Here is a 24,172-nt window from a genome sequence, read left to right on the forward strand (position 1 = left end):
CTGCCTATTCATTTCTATAGCAGGCTGAATGTATCTCCGTCAAACAAGCCTTTATCGCTGAGTTTTAGGTGTGGTATTACCAATAATGCCATAAAGCTGAGTGTCATAAAAGGGGCTTCCAGGCTGCTTCCCAGCGATTTGGCCAGGCGGTCAATAGTTTCGTATTGTTCTGCTATCTCGTAGCCGTCTTGATTGCTCATCAGGCCTGCCACAGGGAGCGGCAGCACATCTGTTTTTCCATGGTTGCTTACGCTTACGCCGCCCTGGGTGTCCATAACCGCATTAATAGCCGCTGCAAGGCTTTCGTCGTCAGCGCCCACAGCTATTACGTTGTGGCTGTCGTGTGCCACGGTTGATGCAATAGCTCCCTGTTTAAAACCAAAGTTGGTGATAAATGCTTTTGCAACTCCGGCTTTATTGTAGCGGTTAATGACCACTATTTTCAGCACGTCATTTTTTATATCGCATACAATATGGCCGTTTTCTATTTTTGCCGGGAAATATTTTTTTGGTGTAATAAGCTGGCCGTCTATCGCTTCAATCACAGGAATCTCGTTATTGTCATTAAGCGGATACTTGTCTATTGCTACAAGCAATTCTTCTTTCGTGATCTTTGCAGCAACGAAATTATTGATGGTTTGCTCTTGCACCGGTGCCAATAAAGTTTTACTGTTTTCAGCTACCAATTGGCCGTTGATATAGGTTTTCAATACTTCAAAGCTTTCCAGGTTTTTTACCAGTATAAAATCTGCCGGGTCTCCTGCTTTCAATAATCCCACATTAAGATTGTAATGTTCTACCGGGTTGATGCAGGCTGCCTTTAAAACCTTAAATACATCCACACCTTTTTCCACCGCGCGTTTACAAAGTTGATTGATATGTCCCAATACCAGGCTGTCGGGGTGTTTGTCGTCGCTGCAAAACATCATCTCGTCTTCATAGTGGTGCAGCAGGCCTATCAAGGCATCAAAGTTTTTGGCGGCGCTGCCTTCACGGATCAGTATCTTCATGCCGCAGGCAAGTTTTTCTTCCGCTTCTTCTTTGGTAAAGCATTCGTGATCTGTAGAAATGCCTGCAGCTGCATATTTGCGCGCATCTTCTCCGCGCAGGCCCGGAGCGTGCCCGTCAACAGGTTTACCCAATCTGTGTGCTGCTTCTATTTTCCTGCGTACTTCTTCATCGCCGTGCAAAACGCCCGGGAAATTCATCATTTCAGAGAGGTATTTTATTTCCTCCATTTCCAGCAGCTTGATTACGTCATCACTGTTAAGCTCAGCGCCCGCGGTTTCAAAAGTTGTTGCCGGCACACAACTCGGCGCACCAAAATAAAATTTAAAGGGACAACGTCTGCCGTTTTCAATCATGTAATGTACACCCTGCATGCCGCATACATTTGCTATTTCATGCGGGTCTGAAATGGTTGCCACCGTGCCGTGTGTTACTGCTATGCGTGCAAACTCCGTGGGAATAAGCATGCTGCTTTCTATATGCACATGGCTGTCAATAAAACCGGGCATTGCATAAGGCAATGTCTCATCCGGCATATCATTTATTTTCCTGATGGAAATGATTCTTTCATTAAATAAGATTTCCGCTGTATAAATTTTCTTTGCGGTTATATCTACCAGGTTTACCTGCATTTGTATATTCATTTAGTGCATTAAACTGTGAAATATTAAATTAGCTAAGCCGCATTGCCTGCAAGCACTGAAGCATAAAGGTTTTGTAAAGTAAGCTATACTTCGTCTTCTACGTTTTGCGCTTTTTTATACCAGTAAAAGGCCAGCAACAGCCAGCATATGGCAATGATGCTGTACAATATGGTTTTAGACCTGTTGCCAAGGGTGTATGCATTATAAAGTGTGTAACCGTACACAATGGCAAGTGCGCCGCATAGTACGGTAAATATCTGGAAACGGTTTCTTTTCGGGTTCTTCTTATTCATGGTTGATGGTTGCTAAAACTTCTTCGAGGTATTGCCTGTCGTTGGAAAGCCTGGGCACTTTATGCTGGCCTCCCAACTTTCCTTTTTCTTTCAGCCATCGCTGGAAGCTTCCTCTTGGAAGCGCGTGTATCACGGGTAGGCGCAAAGCAATGTCCCTGTGTCTCTTGGCTTCATAGTCACTGTTTGTTTTCTTCAGTTCCCTGTCGAGCGTTTCGGCAAAGAGCTGCATATCTTCAGGTTCTTTTTCAAATTCAAACAGCCATTCATGCGCGCCATTTTCATTTTCACTGAAGTATACGGGCGCGGCAGTGTATTCTGTCACAGATATATCCAGTTCCTTACTGGTATTGAAAATAGCAGTGTCTGCATTTTCTACGATCAGTTCTTCGCCGAATGCATTAATGAAATGTTTCAGCCTGCCCACAACTTTGATGCGGAACGGGTAAAGCGTAGTGAACTCAACGGTATCACCCGGGATGTATCTCCACAGGCCTCCATTGGTAGATATCACGATCGCGTACTTTTTATTGAGTTCCACCTCTGCAAGTGATAAGGTTGCTGGCTGATCTTTGCCGTATTCTTCAACAGGCATAAACTCGTAATAGATGCCGTGGTCCAGCATCAGCAACATGCCTTCCGCATCTGCCTGGTCCTGTGCTGCAAAAAAGCCTTCGCTGGCGTTGTACATATCTCGGTAGCAAACATTTTCACCCAGTATTTTTTTAAACTGCTCGCGGTAGGGTGTAAATGAAACGCCGCCGTGCATGTACAATTCAAAGTTTGGCCATACCTCTTTGATATTTTTTTTGCCTGTGATTTCCAGTATCCTTTTCAGCAGTACCAGTGTCCAGGTGGGCACGCCGGAGATAGAAGTAACTTCTTCATTGATGGTGGTTTGTGCAATGGCTTCTATTTTAGACTCCCACTCGTCCATAAGCGCTATGGACAATTGCGGCGTTTTCATCCATTGTGCATAGAAAGGAGAGTTTTGGAGAAGAACTGCGCTGAGGTCGCCATAAAAAATTTCTTCATTAAGCTGGCTGATCTGGTGACTGCCGCCGATCACAAGCCCTTTACCGCTTAGTAATTGCGAATTTGGATTTTCATACAGAAATAAGGTGATCACGTCCTTGGCAGCCTTGTAGTGGCAGTCTGCCAGGCTTTCTTCGGTGATGGGTATAAATTTGCTTTTATCGCTGGTGGTGCCGCTGCTTTTGGCAAACCAGGTCACCGGTGTATTCCACAACACATTGTTCTCCCCGTTCATCAGCCGGTCAACATAAGGTTTTAATTCCGTGTATTCCTGCACGGGTACATGTTTCCTGAAATCAGCTAAATTAAAGATGTTGTTGAAATCGTACTGCATGCCAAAAGAAGTGTACTGGCCGTGAGCGATAAGCTCCTGCATGACGTTTCTCTGGGTTTCGAGCGGGTGGTCCATCCACTCTTTTATATTTTTATATCTTAACCTCGCAAGTTTTGAGACTGTAGGACTAATAAACTTCATGTGTTTATTTGATGGTTATTAATGACCGCAACTTGTGCCGCGGCGGATGTATGTATATGCTGTTCAGCGTTGCTGCCGGCAACTTTCCACGCCATTTTCTCCGCGGAGGAAGAAAATATTTTCACGGCAAGTTATAAAAATAATGATAAATTGCGAACGTTGATAATGCATTATATTTGAGTTTTTTGAAAATATATTTTTATCTTTTAATAATTTCACTATTATTGCAACCTGTTTAACGTATTAACTAAATCAGAATGGCTAAAAGGCAAATTTACACTTTAGAGTTCCCGGTGCGTTGTTCGCCCAATATTTTATATAACTTTCTTTCTACGGCGTCCGGCTTACAGGAATGGTTTGCCGATAATGTGGATGAACGCGATGGTATCATGAGTTTTTCCTGGAGTGGCGGCGCGCCTGATAAAGCAAAGATCATTGCCCGCGAAGAAAACCTATGCGCACGATATAGCTGGCTGCATGAAGACCCGAAAGAATACTTTGAATTTAAATTGACCGTGGCTGAAATTTCCAACCAGACCATCCTCGTGGTAACTGCCTTTGCAGACAAAGACGATGTAAAAGATGAAGCCATGGTATGGGAGCACCAGGTTAAAGAACTATTCCACAGGATAGGCAGTTAAGCGCTGGTAAATATTCTACTTTTAAATAGTAAAATCCTGCAGCTACGCAGGATTTTTATGTTATTGCTAATATGTTTATTCATTTTAAAAGAATAATTTTGCTCTCTTAAAACGATGGAAAATTAAGTGATAAAAAAAATAGATACACTTATCCTGAAGGCATTCATAGGGCCGTTCATTGCTACGCTGCTGATATCGGTATTTGTATTGGTGATGCAGTTCTTCTGGCTTTACATTGATGACCTGGTGGGTAAAGGCATAGATCTGATAACGATACTTCAATTGATTGGCTATGTATCCGTATCTATTATTCCGCTTGCTTTACCGCTGTCTTTGCTGCTGTCTTCCATCATGACCTTTGGTAACCTGGGAGAGACCTTTGAGCTGGTAGCCCTGAAATCTTCCGGCATATCGCTGGTAAGGTTTATGCGGCCCTTGCTGTTCGTGGCATTTATACTGGCCATTATAGCTTTTTTCCTGTCTAATAATTTTATACCGGTAGTTAACCTGAAGCTTGACAGGCTTAAGTACGACATCATTACTTCAAAGCCGGCGTTCGATATTAAAGAAGGTACATTTTACGATAAAATTGAGGGCTTCGTGATCAAGGTGGGCAAAAAAGAAGAAGACAACAAGACCATCCGCGACATTGTCATTTTTGAAAAGAATTATGGACTGCAGGATAATTTGCTGATAGCCAAATCAGGCAAAATGGAAATAACGCCTGACAATAATTACCTGGAGTTTAGCCTCAAAGACGGGTGGAGATATGAAGAAACAGGCAATGCAACAGAAAATGATCAAACGCAGTTTGTAAGAATGGGCTTCTCTTCTTACAAAAAAGTGTTCGACATGTCGAGTTTTAAAATGAACCAGACAGACGAAGAAGGATTTAAATATTCTCCTAAAATGCTTACTGTGCGCCAGCTTGCGCCGGCCATAGATTCCCTGGAAAGAAGTGACAGCTTATTTGCTGCTATGTCTGGCAATGAGTTAAGCGCCTCGTTTAATTTTTTGAAATTCAAAGACAGTACCTGGCAACCCTACAAAGGAAAAGTAAAAGGAGATTACCTGAGCCGGTTTACAGATTCTGTAAAAGGTATACATTTCAATTCAATCATTTCGCAGTTAAACTCTGTTAAAAACAGCAATCAATTTCTGATGCAGGAGTTTACAGATAAACAGGATTCTCTTCGTTTACATAAAATTGAATGGCATAAAAAGTTTACACTATCTGTAGCCTGTATTATTTTGTTCCTCATCGGAGCGCCGCTGGGTTCTATCATTCGTAAAGGCGGGCTGGGCCTGCCGTTGGTATTTGCTATTATTTTCTTTGTACTGTTTTTCCTCCTCAACAATTTAGGTGAAAAGTTTTCCAAGCAGGGCGTTGTAGCCGTATATGAAGGCATGTGGCTTTCTTCGATAGTGCTATTGCCTGTAGGCATATTTCTTGTGTACAAAGCCATGCACGATTCGCAATTATTCAACAAAGAAGCCTATTACAGGTTGTTCAGAGCCATAAGCAGGTTTTTAAACAAAGCAGGCCTGCTCAGGAAGAAAAAAACACCTGCTGCATAAACACCGCACTATGCCAACAGCAAAAGCAAAAGAAAACCTGAAGGTGCAGAAATGGATATTCGCACTTTCTGTTTGCCTGTTTATCATAAAACTGGTGGCCTTTAAAATCACGGGATCTATGGCTATACTTTCTGATGCGCTGGAAAGCATTGTCAATATGCTTGCAGGTTTCATCGGGTTGGTAAGCCTGTTTGTGTCGGCGATGCCTAAAGACAAGAACCATCCCTACGGCCATGGTAAAGTTGAGTTTTTATCTGCAGCAGCCGAAGGTACCATGATCATTGGCGCCGGTATTTTTATATTTTATGAAACTATACAGACCTTCTTTAAAGAGACCACGGTGGATAAGCTGGACTCAGGACTGATGCTGGTGCTGGCAACTGCTATTATCAACTATGCAGCCGGCTATTTTTGTATAAAGGTGGGTAAAAGAAATAACTCTGTAGCTTTGCAGGCGAGCGGTAAGCATTTGCAGATAGATACCTACTCTACGCTGGGTATTGTCGCGGGTTTAGTGATCATTCTATTGACCAAAAGCTACGTGCTTGATAAGATCATAGCTTTTGCAATGGGTGCGCTTATCATCTACAATGGTGTGAAAATATTGCGCAACGCGTTCTCCGGCATTATGGATGAGGCTGATGTGCAGGTGCTGGAAAGGGTAGCCAATGTACTGAATATACACCGCAAAGAGAACTGGGTAGACGTGCACAACCTGCGGGTAGTAAAGTATGGCGGCCTCATGCATATTGACTGCCATTTTACGCTGCCCTGGTATATGAACCTGGTAGAGGCACATAAAGAGATCAACGCAATGCAGCGCCTGGTGGAAACCGAGTTCGGCGACAGCATAGAATTCTTTATTCACACAGATGATTGCAGGCAAAAGAACTGCGCCATCTGCATCAAGAGCGATTGCCATGTACGGCTGCATGCATTCGAGAAGAAAATTGAATGGACGCTGGAAAACATTGCCAATAATGAAAGACATTCCGTTAACTTATAAAAAAACTTATTTTTGCCGCTGCAATGGATAAAAAAATCACCATACTGGCAATAGAATCCTCCTGTGATGAAACAAGCGCATCTGTGTGTGTGGACGGAAAAATATTGTCTAATAAAATAGCTACCCAAAAAATACATGAACAATACGGCGGGGTAGTGCCGGAGCTGGCAAGCCGCGTGCACATACAAAATATAGTGCCGGTGGTAGATGCAGCGCTGAAAGAAGCGCATACTGCCATGAATGATATAGATGCCATAGCATTTACACAGGCTCCCGGCCTGATAGGAAGCCTGTTGGTGGGCACACAGTTTGCAAAATCCCTGGCGCTGGCACTGAACAAGCCGCTGATAAGCGTACACCACATGCAGGCACATGTATTGGCAAACCTCATCACCGAACAAAAGCCTGAGTTTCCGTTCCTATGCCTTACCGTAAGTGGCGGCCATACCCAGATTGTAGTGGCGCGCTCACCATTGGAGCTGGAAGTGATCGGCGAAACGATTGATGATGCTGCAGGCGAGGCTTTTGATAAGACTGCCAAATTGCTGGGACTGCCCTATCCCGGCGGACCGCTGATAGATAAGCACGCGCGCGCCGGAAACCCGCATGCTTTTACTTTTGCCGAACCGCAAATACCCGGCCTGAATTTTAGTTTTAGCGGTGTGAAAACTTCAGTGCTTTATTTCCTGCAAAAGCAAACCAAAGAAAACCCTTCCTTTATTGACCAGAACCTGGACGACCTCTGTGCATCTATTCAATACACTATTGTAAATATACTGCTAAAGAAAGTTAGGAAAGCTGTAGAAAAAACAAAGATCACTTCCGTGTGCATAGCAGGCGGTGTGAGCGCTAATTCAGGCCTGCGCAATGCTTTAACTGAGATGGGGCAAAAATATGGCTGGAAAACCTATGTTCCTGAATTTCAATACTGCCTTGACAATGCCGGCATGATCGCTATTACAGCCTACCATAAATTCTTAGCAAAAGAATTTGCAACCCTCGACATCAGCCCCAGCGCCCGCGCAGAATGGTAGCGCTCCTTCATCATCAGTCATGTGTATAATTTTTAGTGCGCCGCTCTTTGCGGCTGTTTTTAATGGTCACATGGAATAGCCTTTGTTCATTCTCGGTTATGCAACTTTGCTTATGGCTATTTCATGTGTCTTGTTTTTTCGGCAACATTTTTGATTTGTATAAACCAACGGCAAAATATTTCTTCTAAAAAATATATTGTTGTTGTGCACATAGCAGATAATTACACTCATTGTACTAATTGTGTAACCTTTGTGCACTTTATGTTTAAAAATATTAAAAACAAAAATAAATTAAACATGAAATAACCATAAGATTTAGGAATCTGTACCAACCGGGAATGAGTATTGAATCTAAAAAAATGGTTATTCCATGTGGCAACTGAAAAACAAATAAATTATACAAACATGAAATAAACATAAAGATTAGGAACCTATACCAACCGGGAATGAGTATTGAATCTAAAAAAATGGTTATTCCATGTGACAACTGAAAAACAAATAAAATATACACACATGAAATAACCATAAAGATTAAGAATCTATACCAACCGGGAATGAATATTGAATCTAAAAAAAATGGTTATTCCATGTGGCAAACAGAAAAAATTAAATATACACACATGAAATAACCATAAAGATTAGGAACCTATACCAACCGGGAATGAATATTGAATCTAAAAAAAATGGTTATTCCATGTGACAACTGAAAAACAAATAAATATATACACATGAAAAAAAATCTTCTATTTGCTCTTGCAGCAGTTGCGGTTTCAGTATTGCTGTATTCCTGTAAAACATCAAGTTCTCATTATGTGAACAGGGTAAATCTTGACGGTAATTACATCCTTGAAAGTGTACAGCTTCACGGTGTACCCAATGATGTAAAATACAAAGTGACTTTGCTGAATGACGTAAGCGCTGATTGCTTCACCGGTTCTGACTGGGTATTGCCGCACAACGGTTACGGATCTTATACTATTGGCAATAAAAACAATTGCTATGCTGGAAAAAGAAACATCAATTGGTCTGTAAGAAAAAATGGCGCGCAAAGCGTATTACAGCTCAAAGTTTTAGACGGCAGGAAAGCTAAAGAAGTTTCCGAAGGCTATATTATGAAAATTGTGAATGCTACGCCACAAGGATTTGTTGTAGAATCTCCTGTTATGGTGGAGGGCAACACAGGCACTATTGTCTACAACTTTCTAAAGAGATAATCGGCAAATATCTTATAAAAAAAGACCACCTTTTGAGGATGGTCTTTTTTTTATGTAAAGTATATTCTTTATTTAGGCGCTGCACCAGATGCAGGCTCTTCTACTTTAATTCCTAATTCTTTAGCAACAGGAATGATCAGGTTTATGACACCGCTCTGGTCGCCCAGCATATCCAAAGCAGCAGGTTGCAATACAATTGTTACACCTTGTGCCTTCTGCACTTTATGCAAAGCTTTCTGTACTTTCTCAGCCAGGGGGCTGCTCAATTCAATGTATTTGTTTTGTGAACTTTGCTGTGCTATCTGGTTCCAGTAGATAAGCTGTGTTGCCAGCTCCCTGCGGTTCTTGTCGTCAAGGTCAAGGATAGCTTTTGGTTTTTTAGCAATAGAATCTTTTTTGAAAGTTTCATCTGCCTGTTTGTATTTTACCTGCAATTCGTCGTAAGCTTTGCCCAAAGAATCTCTCTGGTAAGATTCCAGTTTCTTCTGTACCTGCTCGTGTTCAGGCAATGCCTGTATAACATCTTCAGAATTAAAAATACCGATTTTTTGAGCCTGTACCTGGGTGGTAGCAGCCATAATGCCAAACGCGGCTGCCAGAGTAAACACTAATTTTTTCATTCTTTATTTTGTTTTTTAATTATGCGGAAAATTGCCTTTTAAGCAAATTTTGACCCGGTTGTAAAATGGTTCTATTTTAGAACGTTTTGCAAATATGCTTGTATTTTGACGTATAAAAAAATTTTATTTTACGGCTGGAACCCTGTGGTTTTTGATATTTTTGCTAAAAAGATTGAGCTGTTTCCGGCTGCTGTGATGCAGTCAGCCATATCCTCGTGGCTTAGACCTGCCTGTCTGGATAATTGTTTAAAGTAATTGCTTAAAATAAAAAATTTTCATCAATATTCACTTGTACATTGCAAAGTTTGCAGGTGTCATTAATCCGGCTGCATACCCATCATGAAGGTAAATTTGCCTGCGCCTTTCAGGCCGCCGCCCGGTGTGATCCTGTCAAGGCCAATACCATAGTCAAAGCCTAACAGGCCAAACATGGGCAGATAGAACCTCATGCCCAAGCCAACAGATCTGCGCAGTTTAAAAGGATTGTACTCTTTAAAATCGTACCAACCGTTGGCTGCTTCAAAAAATGCCAGCCCGTAAATGGTGCTGCTTTGCGCCAGGGTGAGCGGGTATCGAAGCTCTGCGGTATATTTATTGAAAATGGTGAAGTACTGCTGTGCCATACCATTGTCGGGGTTGTATCTCGGGTTTGAGCTTTCGTAAATCGGGTAGCCCCTGTGAGAGATAATGTCGTAGCCGAAGAATTGGTAAGTGTTACTCATACCAGCATCACCCAACTGAAAACGTTCAAAGGGAGAAACCGGCATCTTTGAATTATAATTGCCTATATAGCCCAGCTTTACTGAAGCCCTGAACACCAGTTGCTTGTTGTCTTCACCCACGGGCCTTGTCAGCGGCACGTACCAGTCGCCGCCAAAACGGTATTTCTGGTATTCTATCCACTTAAATCTTTTCGGATCATTCAACGGCAGTTCGGTAAGGCTGGGGTTGAATAAAGAATAGGGTGGTGTAAGCTGTGCGCTGAAATATATATCAGAGCCTGAGCGCGTATAGAGGGGGTAATCTGTAGAATTCCTGTTTATGGTAAACTTGATATTGAAGTTGTTGGAAAAACCTGAAGTAAAGAAAGGCAGGTTTACCCTGTCAATCTGGTAATTATCCAGCTTATACCTGGTAAGGTTAGCCTGAACGCCAAAGCGGAAATAATCATCCGGCCATCTCAATTGCTTTGAATAGCCGATGCCCAGGCTGGTTGTATTAAAATGCATGGTATCTGCCTTAGGATCGTATTTGATTTTCTCTCCCCCATACCTGTAATTGCCGCTGTAGATCGGGTTGGCGAGTGGCGAATACTTGGTGTGCTGGAAGCTTACGCTTAATGCGTTGGGGTTTTTGCCGCCCAGCCACGGCTCTACAAAGTTTACACTGTAGGAGCTGTACATACGTCCATTACTCTGAAAGCGAATGGCAAGCTGCTGCCCGTCTCCGGTAGGCAGCGGATCCCAGCCTTTTTTATTGAAAATATTGTTGATAGAGAAGTTGCTGAAAGAAACACCCAGCGTACCGGTAAAGCCAATGCCGCCGCCGAAGCCAGCGCTCAGTTCTATCTGGTCTGCAGATTTTTCTTCTACCTGGTAGTTGATGTCTACCGTGCCGTTTTCATTATCAGGGACAGGCACAGGGTTTATCTTTTCAGCATTGATGTAAGACAAAGATGCCAGCTGCCTGTAAGAGCGCATCAGCGCTTCCCGGTTCCATTTATCGCCGGGCAGTGTCCTTATCTCGCGGCGCAATACATGCTCGTTGGTTTTTTCGTTCCCGGATATGGTTATGTTCTTCACGTTGAATACCGGCCCTTCCATAATGGTGATCTCAAAATCAATGGTATCGTTGTAGATACTTTTCTCTACGGGGGTAGCACGGAACATCAGGTGCCCGAAGTTCTGGTAGAGCTGGCTTACGCTGTATTCCTCCATACTGTTGAGCTTTTTATCCAGCAACTCGGCATTGTAGGTATCGCCTTTATAAATGTTCAGGATGTTGTTGAGCACGCTGTCTGAATATTTTGTATTGCCTCTCCAGGTAACATCACCGAAATAGTATTTCTTTCCTTCATTTACCTGCAGGTCAATATTCAGATGGCCTTTATTGTTGTAATAAACAGTGTCTCTCAATATTTGTGCATCGCGGTAGCCCAAAGAGTTGTAATAGTCTAATATTTTTTGTTTGTCTTCTACGTATTTTTTTTCGTTAAATTTAGATGCCGACAGAGAGAATTTGGCGTATTTTTCAAGAAGCTTCCTGGTCCTGGTGTAGGTAAGGAAACCATATTCATCCATATATTCTTTAAAAGTATACTCATTCACTCTTCCCCAGGGGCTGTAGGTAGCAGAAGGAAATAAAGTAAGGCGGTTCATTTCCTTGGTTTCTTTCATTTTCCTTTTCAGCGTACTGCCGTCGACATCGTCGTTATCAAAAAAACCGATCCTGTCTATCTTTACTTTGCTGCCTTTATCTATATTAAAAACAAGCTGCACAGAGTTTGAGTAGGCTGTGTCGGGCGTTTCAACAATGTCAATGTTCAGGTCGCGGAATCCTTTTTCGAAATAGTAATTTTTAATGGCTTCTACAGCGGTGAGTTTCATGTTTTGGTTGATGGCGCGCCCAGGTACCAGCCCTGTTTTGCTTTTAAGCTCATCTGCCTGTGTTTTGGAAATGCCTTTAAACACAAACCTGGATAAGCGCGGGCGTTCCGTCACCTGGATCTCAATAAACAGGTTGTCGTTCACTCTTCTTACCAAAAACACTTTAATATCGCTGAAGTAATTCTGTGCCCACAGTTTTTTTATGCCGCGGGAAATTTCATCGCCGCCGGGCACGGTTACTTTAGATCCTACAACCAGTCCTGAGATCTGAGAAAGTACGTTCCTGTCGAAAGTATTGTTGCCGGAAATGAGCACTCCTGCAAGCGTGTATTTTTTGCTGTTCGGCTGTTTGAGTACATTCAGCAGGCTGGTATCTATGGTTATAGATTCAGGAAGTGTATCAACAGCAGTAGTGGTAGTCCTGGGAACTGCAGTAGCAGCAGGATTTATAATTTGCGAGAAAGAAATTACAGAAACCAGGGAGGCTATTATAACCAATAAGGATCGAAAATATCTATGCATTTAAATTGATTATTATCTTTTTATTTATCACCATTGATTCAGATTATTTTGACGCGATAAAAGTGTCGCAAATTAACCTGTATTTTTTAAAAGTGTTTGTTAATTATTTTTCACCTGTTCGCTGGTTTTGCCAAACCTGCGCTCTCTGTTCTGAAAGTCAGCAATGGCTTCGTACAAATGTTTTTTCTGGAAATCCGGCCATAGAGTTTCGGTAAAATACAATTCGGCATAGGCAAGCTGGTAAAGCAGAAAATTGCTGATCCTGCGCTCCCCACCTGTCCGGATCATCAGCTCGGGGTCGGGTATATCTTTGGTGGTAAGGTATTTTCCTAAAGTGTCTTCTGAAATATCTTCTACCTCCAGCGCATTGTTTTTTACCTGCCTGGCAATGGCCTGTATTGCGGCCTGTATTTCCCAGCGGCTGCTGTAGTTAAGCGCCAGGATCAGGTTCATACCGGTGTTTGATGATAAAGATTCAATTGCCTCGATCAGCTCTGTGCGTGCATTGTCCGGCAAAGTATCCATATCGCCGATAACACTGAAGCGGATGTTGTTTTTATTGAGGTCTTCTACCTGCCGTTTGATGGTATCTACCAGCAGGCCCATGAGGCCGGCAACTTCTTCCTGTGGCCTGTTCCAGTTTTCTTTGCTAAAAGTGTAGAGTGTAAGGTACTTTACGCCTGCTTCTGCGGCGGCCTCGGTGATCAGGCGCACAGCTTCCACACCATTGAAATGGCCGAAGAGCCTGTCTTCACCTTTTTCCTTTGCCCAGCGGCCGTTGCCGTCCATAATGATGGCAATGTGGCTGGGAACCCGGTTCCTATCAATATTGTTTAGTAACTCTTCAGGCATTGAGTGTAAAGATTGCAAAAATAATGAAATATTATTATGGTGCGTACCAAATATACACTAAGATTCTTAGGAAATATACGTACATGCTCTTATTGCAAATAATTTAAAATTTTGTTAAAAATAATTGTGTCATTTTTTATGTATCTTATATATGATAAATTGTATTAACAAAACTTATGCTTTATGAGAAATTTCTAAGTTCCCGTAATAACGGGAATATGTTTAGCCGTTTGTATTGCTGTATTTGCTGGTGAGGCAGAAAAGATTGTGTTCATCCCTGCGCGGAGCAAGCCAGGAATATTTGTTGTTCCGGCGGGTATATGGATGCGAATGGCGACTATATATCGGTCGCTAACAGGTGTACACCAGTAAATGATTAGGTTGAGTGTTTATTCTGAAACTGATGATCTTAGGATGAGGCAAATTTTAGGGTGTGGTATACTGCGCCCTGAAATTATTTACATCTAATTTAAAAAAAATATGTGGAAAAAATATATATTTTACGCCATTCTTATAGCCATTGCCTTGTTTTTTGCAGGTAGACTTTTTTTGGTAAATCATAAAATTGGTAAAGAGGAGTTTAATTTTGAACGCTATGTGAAAGATACAATAAATACCAAGTATCAATGGCATGTAATACCACAACGCGGTTCAGCTCATGTTGTAAACGGCATAATATCTTTCTACATTGCGGGAGCAAGGCTGCAAAATAGAAATGGTACCCAAAATGTAGCATTCTATTATTACCCTGTTGAAAATGCCTTAGACGTTCTGGCAACATCTAAAATACAAAAGAAAGTACATATTGTGTATTTAACTTCCCAGGAGTGGGTGTGTGCCGATAACGAAAATTCGAAAATACATAAAAGCAAATTGCCTGTGCAAACACAAAGCGCTGCAATAATCAATGATAGTGTGCTGTTAATAAGGCTCTTTGACTTTAAAGATAAGAAAAACTATATAAAAATAATTGATACATTCGGGAATGTGCTGTATAGCTTTAAAGAGGTATATCCGGTAAATGATGATGGAGGTTTATCCGTAGCTGCTACACTGCTTGCAGACTCCAATTATATTTATTCAATTTCCCAATACACAAACAATGTGTACAGGATTAGTAAAAAAGACGGCAGGGTTAAGCATTTTACTACTATAGAGAAAATTGCGCAATACCCTAAAACTATAAAGCACCGCAATTCATACTCGTTTAAAGAGAATCCTTACATGGTGCACCCTAATGCTAAGTTAGTAGATGGAAAATTTTATATTTTAAGCGCCATAAGAGACAATGCTTATCTCAAAAACAATACAAAACTGGTTTATATAGATGTATATGACACAGAGTTCAGGTATCTGCATAGTTTGGTTGTAAAGGATGTTTCTTATAATGACCTTACGGATTACCTGATTTTTGGTAATGATATAAGCCTGGTGCGCGGCTATGAATACATGACCACTATAATATATAATGAAGACGAAGAATTACTTTAAAAGTGTAGTGTTGTTTACGATATCGCTATTGTTTGTTTATACCGGTATAAGTAAACTGGCAGACATCCCTGCTTTTTCAGCCAGCCTGCAAAAGTCAATCTTAATTCCTGCAGGGATGGTTGGTTTTATTTCTATTGCACTGCCACTATTGGAGATTGCACTGCCATTATTGTTTCTTTTTAAAAAGACGGGAAAAGCCAGTATTTATATAGCATTATTATCTATGTGTGTATTTACTTTATATACTATTCTTTTGTATTATTTTTCACCTGATATTCCTTGTTCCTGTGGCGGTATTGTAGATAGCCTTTCCTGGCCTGCGCATATTTTTATAAACGTTTTCCTTACAGCTATGCTTTTAATACTTTCCAGAAAAATTAAACTATTTGCTTTGTCAGTTGTTTTATTTTTTTCTATTTCCTTACAGGCACAAACAAATATTCAAAAAAGCATTTTCATTAAAGAGAAATCAAACAACAATGCTGTGGGTTACGCTGTATTTTCTTATACGCTTAAAAAAGATACTACAAAAAAGAAAAGGGAAATGAGAGCTAATGAGAAAGGTATTATAGACTTTTCAGGCCTCTCCGCAATAGAAAACGATACAATTTTTTTTGAATTGATCTCTCCGGGATACCAAATTTATCGCGATACGGCTAACTTGAAAAGCATATACCTGCGTACATTTTATGTAGAACCTTCAGAAGAGCATTTAAAAGACGTAACAGTTTCTGCTAATGTGCACAATAATATTGTGAAACCTAATGAAATTCAAATAGCCTGGAACCGTTATAAAAATAATGATGCTGATCCACTCTTAAGAACCATTGCAAAAATACCGTTTGTAATAAACAAATCTATAAACCCCAATGAGGTAGATTTATCTGCCATAGGCGGCAAAAAACTAATAATCTACCTTGATGGAAGGCGGCTGAGCGAGGCAGAAATAAAAGCTATACCCTCTACTATGGTATCTAAGGCTTCACTGGTCACTTTTCCTTCTGCAGTGGATGCAGCAAGGGATGAAGCTGTGCTGTATCTTACGTCAAAAAACTACGCATACACTTTTTCTTACCAGGAAATAGACGGTAATTATGCAATGGGCAGTATGAACGGGCCCTCTCTTACTTTTCGTCATACCCAAAAGAAAGGCCTGTGGAGTAACAATGTATTGCTTTCGGGCTATGTATATGAATTTGCTCCCCATTACGGAGAAAGATACTGGCAGGAAAATATTTTTCAAAAAGATTCCGGCAGAGATAGCAGAAGCAGGTCGTTAATTTTCAATACGTATGTAACCCGTGAGGGGTTGAAAAAAAGTTTACTTACTTTCGGGCTGGTAGGGAATTTTGTAGGTAGTAAACAAAAAACTGGCACCTGGAGCCTGAGTGATCATAATAACCTATACGCTGATGATAAAACTACCTATGATTATATCAACGCAACATTTATAGCCAACTGGCGCAAAGTGCTGCCTTCGGGCAGTGTGCTGCTGGTAAATGGTAATGCAGGCCTTACACCGCTGCGAAAGAATTTATTCGAGCAATATTCTGCAGGTAGCTATACCGTACCTGAAATATACTCTTTATCTAACCAAAGGAGCTGGACGGCAGGAGCATCCGCAAAATATGCAATACAGAAAAAGAAATTGCAAAAAGCTAATTGGGACAATAGTTTTACCATAGGGTATAGATACACATTACAGCGCAACGAGATAGAGAATAACTCAAAACAAACACAAACCTCAAATATTTTTACAAACAGCGAGCAAAGTGTTTATGCCGGGTATAGTACCAAAATTGTTTTAAATAAATTGAGTTTTGAAGCCAGTGCGGTTGGCAACTACGCCTTGCAATACGGCTTTGCACAAGTGAACTATAAATCAGCATATCTTTATCCGCGGATTGTAGCTTCCTATACTTTTAATGACGCGCAAAGTTTGTCTTTCTCTTTTTCAGCTCCTGTTTATCGGCCGTCACTTTACATGCTTTCTGATAGTAGTGTTAGTTCCAGCTGGCTCATTAATGAGGGCAATAGCCTGCTGAAAGCTGAAAAAAATCTTGATGCCGAACTGGTGTACACATCATCTATGGATAAGTTTACTCTGCAAGGCTCATTTCGGCAGGATTACAGCAAAGACGGTATTGTCACTGCGTTGCTTCCGGGCGATATTGCCAGGAACCATTTCATCAATACTTACCTTAACAGGGATTTTGTGAAAAGATCTTTTTCTATGCTGATGAATATAGCGTTTACTAAAAAATTTTCTGTAAAAGTAGAGGGAAGCGTAGTAAATGTTTTGTTCCATGATGACAAGCTGCCTGATATGTATAGAAAGCCTACTTACATTAAAGGCAGAATTAATGTGGATTATGTTTCCAAAATGGGCTATTTTAATTTAATGTTTAATTACGACCCCAGAAACATCGCATATATGCAAAGAACAGAGAAAGGTGGAGTTTTGGATATAAGCTATGAAAAAGAATTACGAAAAAATCTCACAGCTATACTTTACATCAATGACGTTCTCGGTGATTCGCGAAATAAGAAAGCTTACTATGCGAGCGGCCTGAACAGTTTCAACTATGCTAAAGGAAGAAATATAAACATTGGATTCCGTTGGCTCATAGGCGAACAATTTTTTGTAAAATCTGCGGGTACGGGCACCGGCGATGCTATTCCTGCCGATACAAAGAAATAAAACAACTAATTTCTCTTATCCATTCCCCAGCCAAGCTTGCTTTTCAGCGAGCTGAGGAAACTGTTTTCCTGTAAACGTACAATATTCACATAGAAGCTTTCTTTGCGTATGGCTATTTTTGTTTTCATGGGTGTTTCTACTCTGCGTGCATCAAGGGAGCAGATAAACTTATCTTCAATGCGGCTTTCAATTTCAAAAGATATAATGTGCGAATCAGGTACAACTATTGGCCGCGTGTTGAGGTGGTGAGGTGCAATGGGCGTGATTACGAAGCTTTCTGTAGATGGGAAAAGGATGGGGCCGCTGCAGCTCATATTGTAGGCCGTAGACCCTGTGGGTGTAGATACAATCAACCCGTCTGCCCAGTAAGTATTCAGGTATTCGCCATTGAGGAAAGTCTTTATCCTGATCATGGGCGAAGTGTCTTTTTTGGATATAGTAAAATCGTTGAGCCCGAAAGGTGCATGGTCAAACAACTGTGCATCTGCATCCACATGTATCAGCGACCGCTTGTCTATATCGAAATTGTTGTTTACCAGCGACTGGATGGTGCTTTTAATGTCATCTTTTCCTGAAGCAGCCAGGAAGCCCAGCCTGCCGAAGTTAATGCCAAGGATGGGAATGTTTTTGTTTTGCACATAAGTCACCGTATCCAGCAGTGTGCCGTCGCCGCCGAGGCTTATGAGGAAATCTATTTCTTTGTCCAGGTCCTGGGGCTGTCCAAAAACTTCTATGTTTGAGTGAAACTGCGTAATTTCCGGGAAGCTGTTCATCAGTGTTTCATGCACCAGCACGGTCTTGCAATAACGTTGCAACTCCATCAATATATTGTACAGATGCGTTTTATTATCCTCGGAAAAAATTCTTGTATATAAAGCTATGCGCATAATACAAAAGTAATATTAAAAAAATTACCTTAAGCATTATCCTTTCTTCTGCGCTACGTAGCCGTTTTTGTAAGGTAAGGAAAATCCGATGCCTATGAGGCTTTTTACCTGCAATGCCGGGCTTTTTTCTTCGGGGCCGAATACCCTTATATCATCATCATAAATAAGGTCAAGGCTGTAGGTGGCAGAAATAAATTTATTGATCCTGAAAGTAAGCAGGTTGTTCATCAGTATGTCTACGTTTTCGGGGTGATTGGTGTAATCAGAGAACATATCCAGCCTGCTGCGGTAATTCACGTTTTTAATGATGTTGTTTTTCGCATAGTTGATGGATGCAAAGGCGCCGGGTGATGCTTTGAAGCGCATGCCTTTCTCCAGGTACAATCCTTTAATGGCTATCTCCCGGTTGGGCACTGCCGTAAACCTGGAAGTGATCGGGGATACAAATACAGAAAGATGTTCATTGGGCTTGTAATCCATTCCCAAAGAAAATAACTGATAGGATGGCGAGAAAAAAGTGGAGGTCAGCTCGCTGCTGTCTTTCTTAAAATATTTACGGCCGTCAAAAAGCTGGGTTCGTAAATCGTAGAGTGCAGAGAAAAAAAGTTTTTTGCTGCTGTCTGCCTGCAGGCCATACTTGGAAGTGAAATTAAAGCGATCATCATTTTTCCTGGCGCCCTGGCTGGTGGTTTGTATGTAACCGAAATTCATATCTACATTATTGTCCCAGGTGTGCTTGTCTTTGCGGTAATAAATAAATGCGTTTTGAAAAGAGGAAATGGTCAGTGTAAATTTTTCCCCGCCACCTGCCCAGTTTCTCAGTGAAGTTTGCCCAAGGTTAATGTTGTTGTTGCCTCCGTATTTCCATTTCCAGTCCACGGTATCGCGGCTGTCTTTACGCACTTTTTTAAATATCTCGGAGGGCAGGGTTTTAATCTCGTCCCTTCTTTGAGCGTAAGTTGCAGGCAGAGAAGAAAACACCACCAGGATAAATATGAAATAACGAAGAAAATTCATTAGCGGCATTAGAAGTAACTAAATATCAATGAAAGACAAAGGTAGCTTATTGAGAAATAAAAAGATGTTAATCGTCTGTCAATATGTCATTTTACCTAAAAAGTATGTATTTTTGCAGTTTAATCCAGAACTACATGAGCGTTACAGAAATACCTTCTAAAGTGATTGTTGAGGAGAGACAGGGAGAGGCCTATGCACCTTTTAAAAACGACGCTAATCAATACAGAAAAAGTTTTTATATAGAAAGCTATGGCTGTGCCATGAACTTTAGCGACAGTGAAATAGTTGCTTCCATCCTAAACGGTGAGGGGTTCGGCGCCACCCGGAATACTGAAGATGCAGACCTGATCCTTATCAATACCTGTTCCATCCGCGAGAAAGCAGAGCAGACCGTACGAAAAAGGCTTACTGAATTCAGGAAGCTGAAACAGTCAAAGCCCGGTTTGCTTATTGGCGTGTTGGGCTGCATGGCAGAGCGGATGAAGGCAAAACTGCTGGAAGATGAAAAGCTGGTAGATATTGTTGTGGGCCCCGATGCTTACAGGACATTGCCGGTGCTGGTGGAAGAGGCAGGTGGCGGGCAAAAAGCTGTGAATGTATTGCTGAGCAGGGAAGAAACTTACGCTGATATTTCCCCGGTAAGGCTTGACAGCAATGGTATTTCCGCATTTGTTTCCATTATGCGCGGATGCAACAACATGTGTACTTTCTGCGTAGTGCCGTTTACCCGCGGACGCGAAAGAAGCCGCGATGCGCAATCCATCCTGAAAGAAGTGGAACAATTGCATGCACAGGGGTTTAAAGAAATAACACTGCTTGGGCAGAATGTAGACAGCTATTACTACACAGCACGAACCGGCGATGAGCCTGTAACCTTTGCCAGATTGCTGGAGATGGTGGCACAGGTAAGCCCGGAAATGCGCATACGCTTCAGTACGTCCCATCCTAAAGATATTACGGAAGATGTGCTGCTGACCATGGCTAAATACCACAACATCTGTAAATATATTCACCTGCCGGTACAAAGCGGCAATACCAGGATATTGCAACTGATGAACCGTACTTATACCCGCGAATGGTACCTGGGAAAAATAGACCAGATAAAACGCATCATGCCGGATTGCGCCATCAGCTCAGACATTATTACCGGGTTCTGCACTGAAACAGAAGAAGAACACCGGGATACCTTGTCGGTGATGGAGTATAGTAAATTTGATTACAGCTACATGTTTTTCTACAGCGAACGCCCGGGCACCCTGGCGCAGCGCCGCTATGCTGATGATGTGCCGGAAGAAGTGAAGAAGAGGCGTTTGCAGGAGATCATTGAAATGCAGAACAGGCTTTCCCTGGAAAGCAATCAAAAAGATATAGGCAGGACGTTTGAAATTCTGATAGAAGGCAACAGCAAGAAAAGCGATGCGCACTGGGCAGGCAGAAGTTCCCAGAACAAGATGGTTATTTTCCCTAAAACAAATGATGCCTGTAAAAAAGGAGATTATGTGCATGTGAAAATTGATGCCTGCAACCAGGCTACGCTCTTCGGGAAGCTTGTTGCTGACCAGATCCATGTTTAATAAAGACACTAATTAAACTCCGCAAGGAGAGAAGACAATTCGGAATGACTGATTTACAATCTATAAAAAACAGGTTTGACATAGTAGGCAATTCACCATTGCTCAACCATGCACTTGACGTGGCTGTACAGGTAGCGCCTACTGATCTGAGTGTGCTCATCATCGGGGAAAGCGGGGTGGGAAAAGAAGTATTCTCCAAGATCATTCACGAACTTTCGCCGCGCAAGCACAACCCGTTCCTGGCAGTTAACTGCGGGGCCATCCCCGAAGGCACTATCGACAGTGAACTTTTCGGCCATGAAAAGGGCGCTTTCACGGGCGCTGTAGACAGCCGCAAGGGATATTTTGAAACCGTCAACGGCGGCACCATTTTCTTAGACGAAATCGGTGAAATGCCATTAGGCACACAGGCAAGGCTGCTGCGTGTGTTAGAGTCAGGTGAATATATTCGCGTAGGCTCTACCAAAGTGCACAAAACAGATGTGCGTGTGGTAGCTGCTACCAATAAAGACCTGTACCAGGCTGCACAAAACGGCCGGTTCAGGGAAGATCTCTACTACCGTCTGAATACAGTGCCTATAAGGGTTTCGGCGTTAAGAGACAGGAAAGAAGATATCTTATTGCTCTTCAGGAAGTTTATGGTAGACTTTGCAGAGAAATACAATACTCCGCCTGTGCAACTGACTGATGCTGCCAAGGAAGCGCTGGTAAACTATGCCTGGCCGGGCAACGTACGCGAACTGAAAAATGTAGCAGAGCAGCTGTCTGTTTTAAGCAAATCAAACCTGGTTGATGCCGAAGAGCTGAAAAAATACCAGCCGCACAATACCAGCCGTTTGCCTGTGCTATCGCAGCAAAGCAACAGCGGTAGAGAGTTTGCCAACGAGCGTGAAATATTGTACAAGCTTTTTTTCGATATGAAAAAAGATGTAAACGAGTTGAAAAAAATGTTCCTTGATCTGGTACAAAACCCGGCCATCGCGGGCCAGGTAGCAGACTATGCGCATGAGAATATATTTCCGGAAGTGCCTATTTACAACGATCCTGCAGGAGCAAACCCTTACAGCCACGTGTCTGCCTTGCCTGTAGAAGTGAACAAGCCGGTCATACTTTCGCCCAATGGCATCAACGAGCATGAAGAAGTGGAAGAGACCCTCAACATTATGGAGAAAGAAAAAGAGCTCATTGTCAAAGCGCTGAAGAAACATAAAAATAAAAGAAAGGATGCTGCGGCAGACCTGGGCATCAGTGAGCGGACTTTATACCGCAAGTTAAAAGAATATGACATAAATTTATAGCCGAACTATTGTACATGAACACAAGAATTATTGCTTCGTTGTTGGTTGTTTCGCTGATTGCGCTTGGCACGGTGTCCTGCGGTATTTACTCCTTCCGTGATGTGAGCATCCCGCCGGAAGTAAAAACCATCAAGATCAATTATATCCAGAACCGCGCACAGTACATCAACCCGCAGCTAAGCCCCAAGCTTACAGATGCCTTTACCAAAAAAGTGATACAACAAACCAAACTTAGAAGGATTGAGGATGCCAACGCAGATTATGTAGTAGATTCGGAAATAACCAACTACATGATCACTACTTCGGGTGTGTCGCAAAATGAGGCTGCAACCAACCGCATCAGCGTTGGTGTGCATATAACTTTGTATGATAATTTTAAAAACGATGTAAAGGAGTACGATATTACGCGCGATTTTGATTTTCCTGCAAGCCAGTCTTTCACACAGGCAGAAGCACGCCTGATGGATGAAATGATAAAAACAATAAGCGACGAAATTTTCAATAAAATATTTTCAAACTGGTAATTTCCCATCATGCAGATCCTGGAAAAAGATATACATGTATTGAGACAGATCGTTACTAAATACCCGTATTTTTCTATGGCGCAGCTGGCGCTTGCCAGGAAGTGCAGGGAAGCAGATGAAATAGACCTGGAGGTAATGCTGCAAAGGGCAGGCGTGCATTTCAGCAACCATACCTGGCTGAATTATCTTTTAAATGCAGATGATTTATTGCTTTCTAAAGCTGAAGCAAAAGACACAGCCAGCCAGCCAACTGCCGAAGAGGCTTTTGTAGAAGCGAGGCTATCGCAGATGTTGTCTCAACAGGTGGCGGGTTTCAACAAACCTATGACAGGTGAGGAAAAATTATTTGCCGGCGCCGAACCCTTGTTTAAAACCGATTATTTCAAGCACCAGGGTATTGAAGCAGATGATAGCGAAACCAAGCTGGGCCGTAAAGTAAGAAAGTTTACCGACTGGCTCAAAGAAATGAAAAAGCTGGATGCTACCGTGCCGCAGTTCAATACTTCGGAATCTGAAGAGAAGGCCGCAGCACTGCAGGCCCTGCATTCACTTGACAACAGCGAAGTTTTTACGGAGCCCATGGCCGAAGTGTTGTTGCTGCAAGGCAAGAAACAGCAGGCCATAGATATATATAAAAAATTAAGTTTGTCAAATCCCGAAAAATCAATTTACTTTGCGTCCAAAATAGCGTTTTTAAAAGAAAATAAATCATAAAATGGCAGTATTAATATTTGTATTATTGTTTGTAGCCTCTGTAATCCTCGGCTTCATTATCCTGATCCAAAACCCTAAAGGCGGCGGCCTTACAGGCAATATAGGCGGCATGAGCAACCAGATCATGGGTGTAAAACAAACCAATGATATCATGGAAAAAGGCACATGGATATTTGCAGGACTCATAGGCCTTATCTGCATTGCCTCTACTTACCTGCTTACAGGCAGCGGCAACAGCAATAAAACCCTTATTGACAAAGTAAATACAAATGCGCCTGCACAGGCTCCTGCAACACCGGCTCCCGGCACAACGGCCCCGTTCAACGCGCCCGCACAACAGGCAGCGCCTGCACAGCAAGCGGCTCCCGCAGCGGCAGACACCGGCAATTAAATAGAGCTTAAAATATTTTGATAATCCTGTTCATTGCGGACAGGATTATT

At 42.1% G+C, this 24,172-nt stretch carries 20 protein-coding genes; 12 read left to right on the top strand and 8 right to left on the bottom strand.

Translation table 11 applies throughout. The features are described from left to right. Positions 1–14: 14 nt before the first annotated feature. From ade to OD355_RS02800, 3 genes are all read right to left on the bottom strand, one after another. Positions 15–1,652, bottom strand: a complete 1,638-nt coding sequence (gene ade / locus OD355_RS02790) for an adenine deaminase (protein ID WP_263036922.1) — start codon at positions 1,650–1,652, stop codon at positions 15–17. Positions 1,653–1,735: 83 nt separating this feature from the next. Beyond that, entirely contained in the window at positions 1,736–1,945 is a 210-nt protein-coding gene (locus OD355_RS02795; RefSeq protein WP_263036923.1) for a hypothetical protein, read from the bottom strand. Continuing rightward, positions 1,938–3,452: a GH3 auxin-responsive promoter family protein gene (locus tag OD355_RS02800; RefSeq protein ID WP_263036924.1), complete on the bottom strand. Its 1,515-nt coding sequence runs from the start codon at positions 3,450–3,452 to the stop codon at positions 1,938–1,940. The genes OD355_RS02795 and OD355_RS02800 overlap by 8 nt, the downstream gene beginning before the upstream one ends. A 257-nt stretch (positions 3,453–3,709) precedes the next feature. Here OD355_RS02800 and OD355_RS02805 point away from each other — a divergent pair, with 257 nt between their 5' ends. The 5 genes from OD355_RS02805 (at position 3,710) to OD355_RS02825 (ending at position 8,925) form a co-directional block, all read left to right on the top strand. Beyond that, a complete protein-coding gene (locus OD355_RS02805; protein ID WP_263036925.1) occupies positions 3,710–4,093 on the top strand; it encodes an START-like domain-containing protein in 384 nt (127 codons plus the stop codon). Positions 4,094–4,219: 126 nt separating this feature from the next. Next, positions 4,220–5,671, top strand: a complete 1,452-nt coding sequence (locus tag OD355_RS02810) for an LptF/LptG family permease (RefSeq protein ID WP_263036926.1) — start codon at positions 4,220–4,222, stop codon at positions 5,669–5,671. Positions 5,672–5,681: 10 nt separating this feature from the next. Beyond that, complete coding sequence (locus OD355_RS02815; RefSeq protein WP_263036927.1) at positions 5,682–6,677, top strand: cation diffusion facilitator family transporter; 996 nt, start codon at positions 5,682–5,684, stop codon at positions 6,675–6,677. A 23-nt stretch (positions 6,678–6,700) separates the two neighbouring features. Continuing rightward, entirely contained in the window at positions 6,701–7,711 is a 1,011-nt protein-coding gene (gene tsaD / locus OD355_RS02820; RefSeq protein ID WP_263036928.1) for a tRNA (adenosine(37)-N6)-threonylcarbamoyltransferase complex transferase subunit TsaD, read from the top strand. Positions 7,712–8,439: 728 nt separating this feature from the next. Next, on the top strand, positions 8,440–8,925 hold the full coding sequence (locus tag OD355_RS02825; protein WP_263036929.1) for a lipocalin family protein: 486 nt from the start codon (positions 8,440–8,442) through the stop codon (positions 8,923–8,925). A gap of 68 nt (positions 8,926–8,993) precedes the next feature. On the opposite strand, the gene OD355_RS02830 is transcribed toward OD355_RS02825, so the two are convergent. The 3 genes from OD355_RS02830 to OD355_RS02840 form a co-directional block, all read right to left on the bottom strand. Then, entirely contained in the window at positions 8,994–9,545 is a 552-nt protein-coding gene (locus OD355_RS02830; RefSeq protein ID WP_263036930.1) for an OmpH family outer membrane protein, read from the bottom strand. A gap of 317 nt (positions 9,546–9,862) precedes the next feature. After that, complete coding sequence (locus tag OD355_RS02835; RefSeq protein ID WP_263036931.1) at positions 9,863–12,673, bottom strand: BamA/OMP85 family outer membrane protein; 2,811 nt, start codon at positions 12,671–12,673, stop codon at positions 9,863–9,865. A 99-nt stretch (positions 12,674–12,772) separates the two neighbouring features. Beyond that, complete coding sequence (locus OD355_RS02840; RefSeq protein WP_263036932.1) at positions 12,773–13,525, bottom strand: isoprenyl transferase; 753 nt, start codon at positions 13,523–13,525, stop codon at positions 12,773–12,775. 480 nt (positions 13,526–14,005) lie between these two features. Here OD355_RS02840 and OD355_RS02845 point away from each other — a divergent pair, with 480 nt between their 5' ends. Next, positions 14,006–15,016, top strand: coding sequence for a hypothetical protein (locus OD355_RS02845; RefSeq protein WP_263036933.1), 1,011 nt, complete (start codon positions 14,006–14,008; stop codon positions 15,014–15,016). Then, positions 14,994–17,717 (top strand): outer membrane beta-barrel family protein, encoded by a 2,724-nt coding sequence (locus OD355_RS02850; RefSeq protein WP_263036934.1) that lies wholly within the window; start codon positions 14,994–14,996, stop codon positions 17,715–17,717. The genes OD355_RS02845 and OD355_RS02850 overlap by 23 nt, the downstream gene beginning before the upstream one ends. Before the next feature lie 5 nt (positions 17,718–17,722). On the opposite strand, the gene OD355_RS02855 is transcribed toward OD355_RS02850, so the two are convergent. Beyond that, positions 17,723–18,604, bottom strand: a complete 882-nt coding sequence (locus tag OD355_RS02855) for an NAD kinase (protein ID WP_263036935.1) — start codon at positions 18,602–18,604, stop codon at positions 17,723–17,725. A 36-nt stretch (positions 18,605–18,640) separates the two neighbouring features. Then, complete coding sequence (locus OD355_RS02860) at positions 18,641–19,621, bottom strand: DUF3078 domain-containing protein (RefSeq protein WP_263036936.1); 981 nt, start codon at positions 19,619–19,621, stop codon at positions 18,641–18,643. Between the two features lie 134 nt (positions 19,622–19,755). Between OD355_RS02860 and miaB the strand changes: the two genes are divergently transcribed. From miaB to secG, 5 genes are read left to right on the top strand one after another with little or no spacing between them, the layout of a single operon-like run. After that, a complete protein-coding gene (gene miaB / locus OD355_RS02865) occupies positions 19,756–21,195 on the top strand; it encodes a tRNA (N6-isopentenyl adenosine(37)-C2)-methylthiotransferase MiaB (protein ID WP_263036937.1) in 1,440 nt (479 codons plus the stop codon). 44 nt (positions 21,196–21,239) lie between these two features. Next, positions 21,240–22,493 carry a sigma-54 interaction domain-containing protein gene (locus OD355_RS02870; protein WP_263036938.1) on the top strand — a complete coding sequence of 418 codons (1,254 nt, stop codon included), beginning with the start codon at positions 21,240–21,242 and terminating at the stop codon, positions 22,491–22,493. Positions 22,494–22,507: 14 nt separating this feature from the next. Continuing rightward, entirely contained in the window at positions 22,508–23,017 is a 510-nt protein-coding gene (gene lptE / locus OD355_RS02875) for an LPS assembly lipoprotein LptE (protein WP_263036939.1), read from the top strand. Between the two features lie 9 nt (positions 23,018–23,026). Beyond that, positions 23,027–23,731 (top strand): hypothetical protein, encoded by a 705-nt coding sequence (locus OD355_RS02880; protein ID WP_263036940.1) that lies wholly within the window; start codon positions 23,027–23,029, stop codon positions 23,729–23,731. 1 nt (position 23,732) lies between these two features. After that, complete coding sequence (secG, locus tag OD355_RS02885; RefSeq protein ID WP_263036941.1) at positions 23,733–24,122, top strand: preprotein translocase subunit SecG; 390 nt, start codon at positions 23,733–23,735, stop codon at positions 24,120–24,122. Positions 24,123–24,172 lie beyond the last annotated feature (50 nt).

Origin of the sequence: Haoranjiania flava (assembly GCF_025631005.1) — a bacterium.
GTDB lineage: Bacteria > Bacteroidota > Bacteroidia > Chitinophagales > Chitinophagaceae > Haoranjiania > Haoranjiania flava.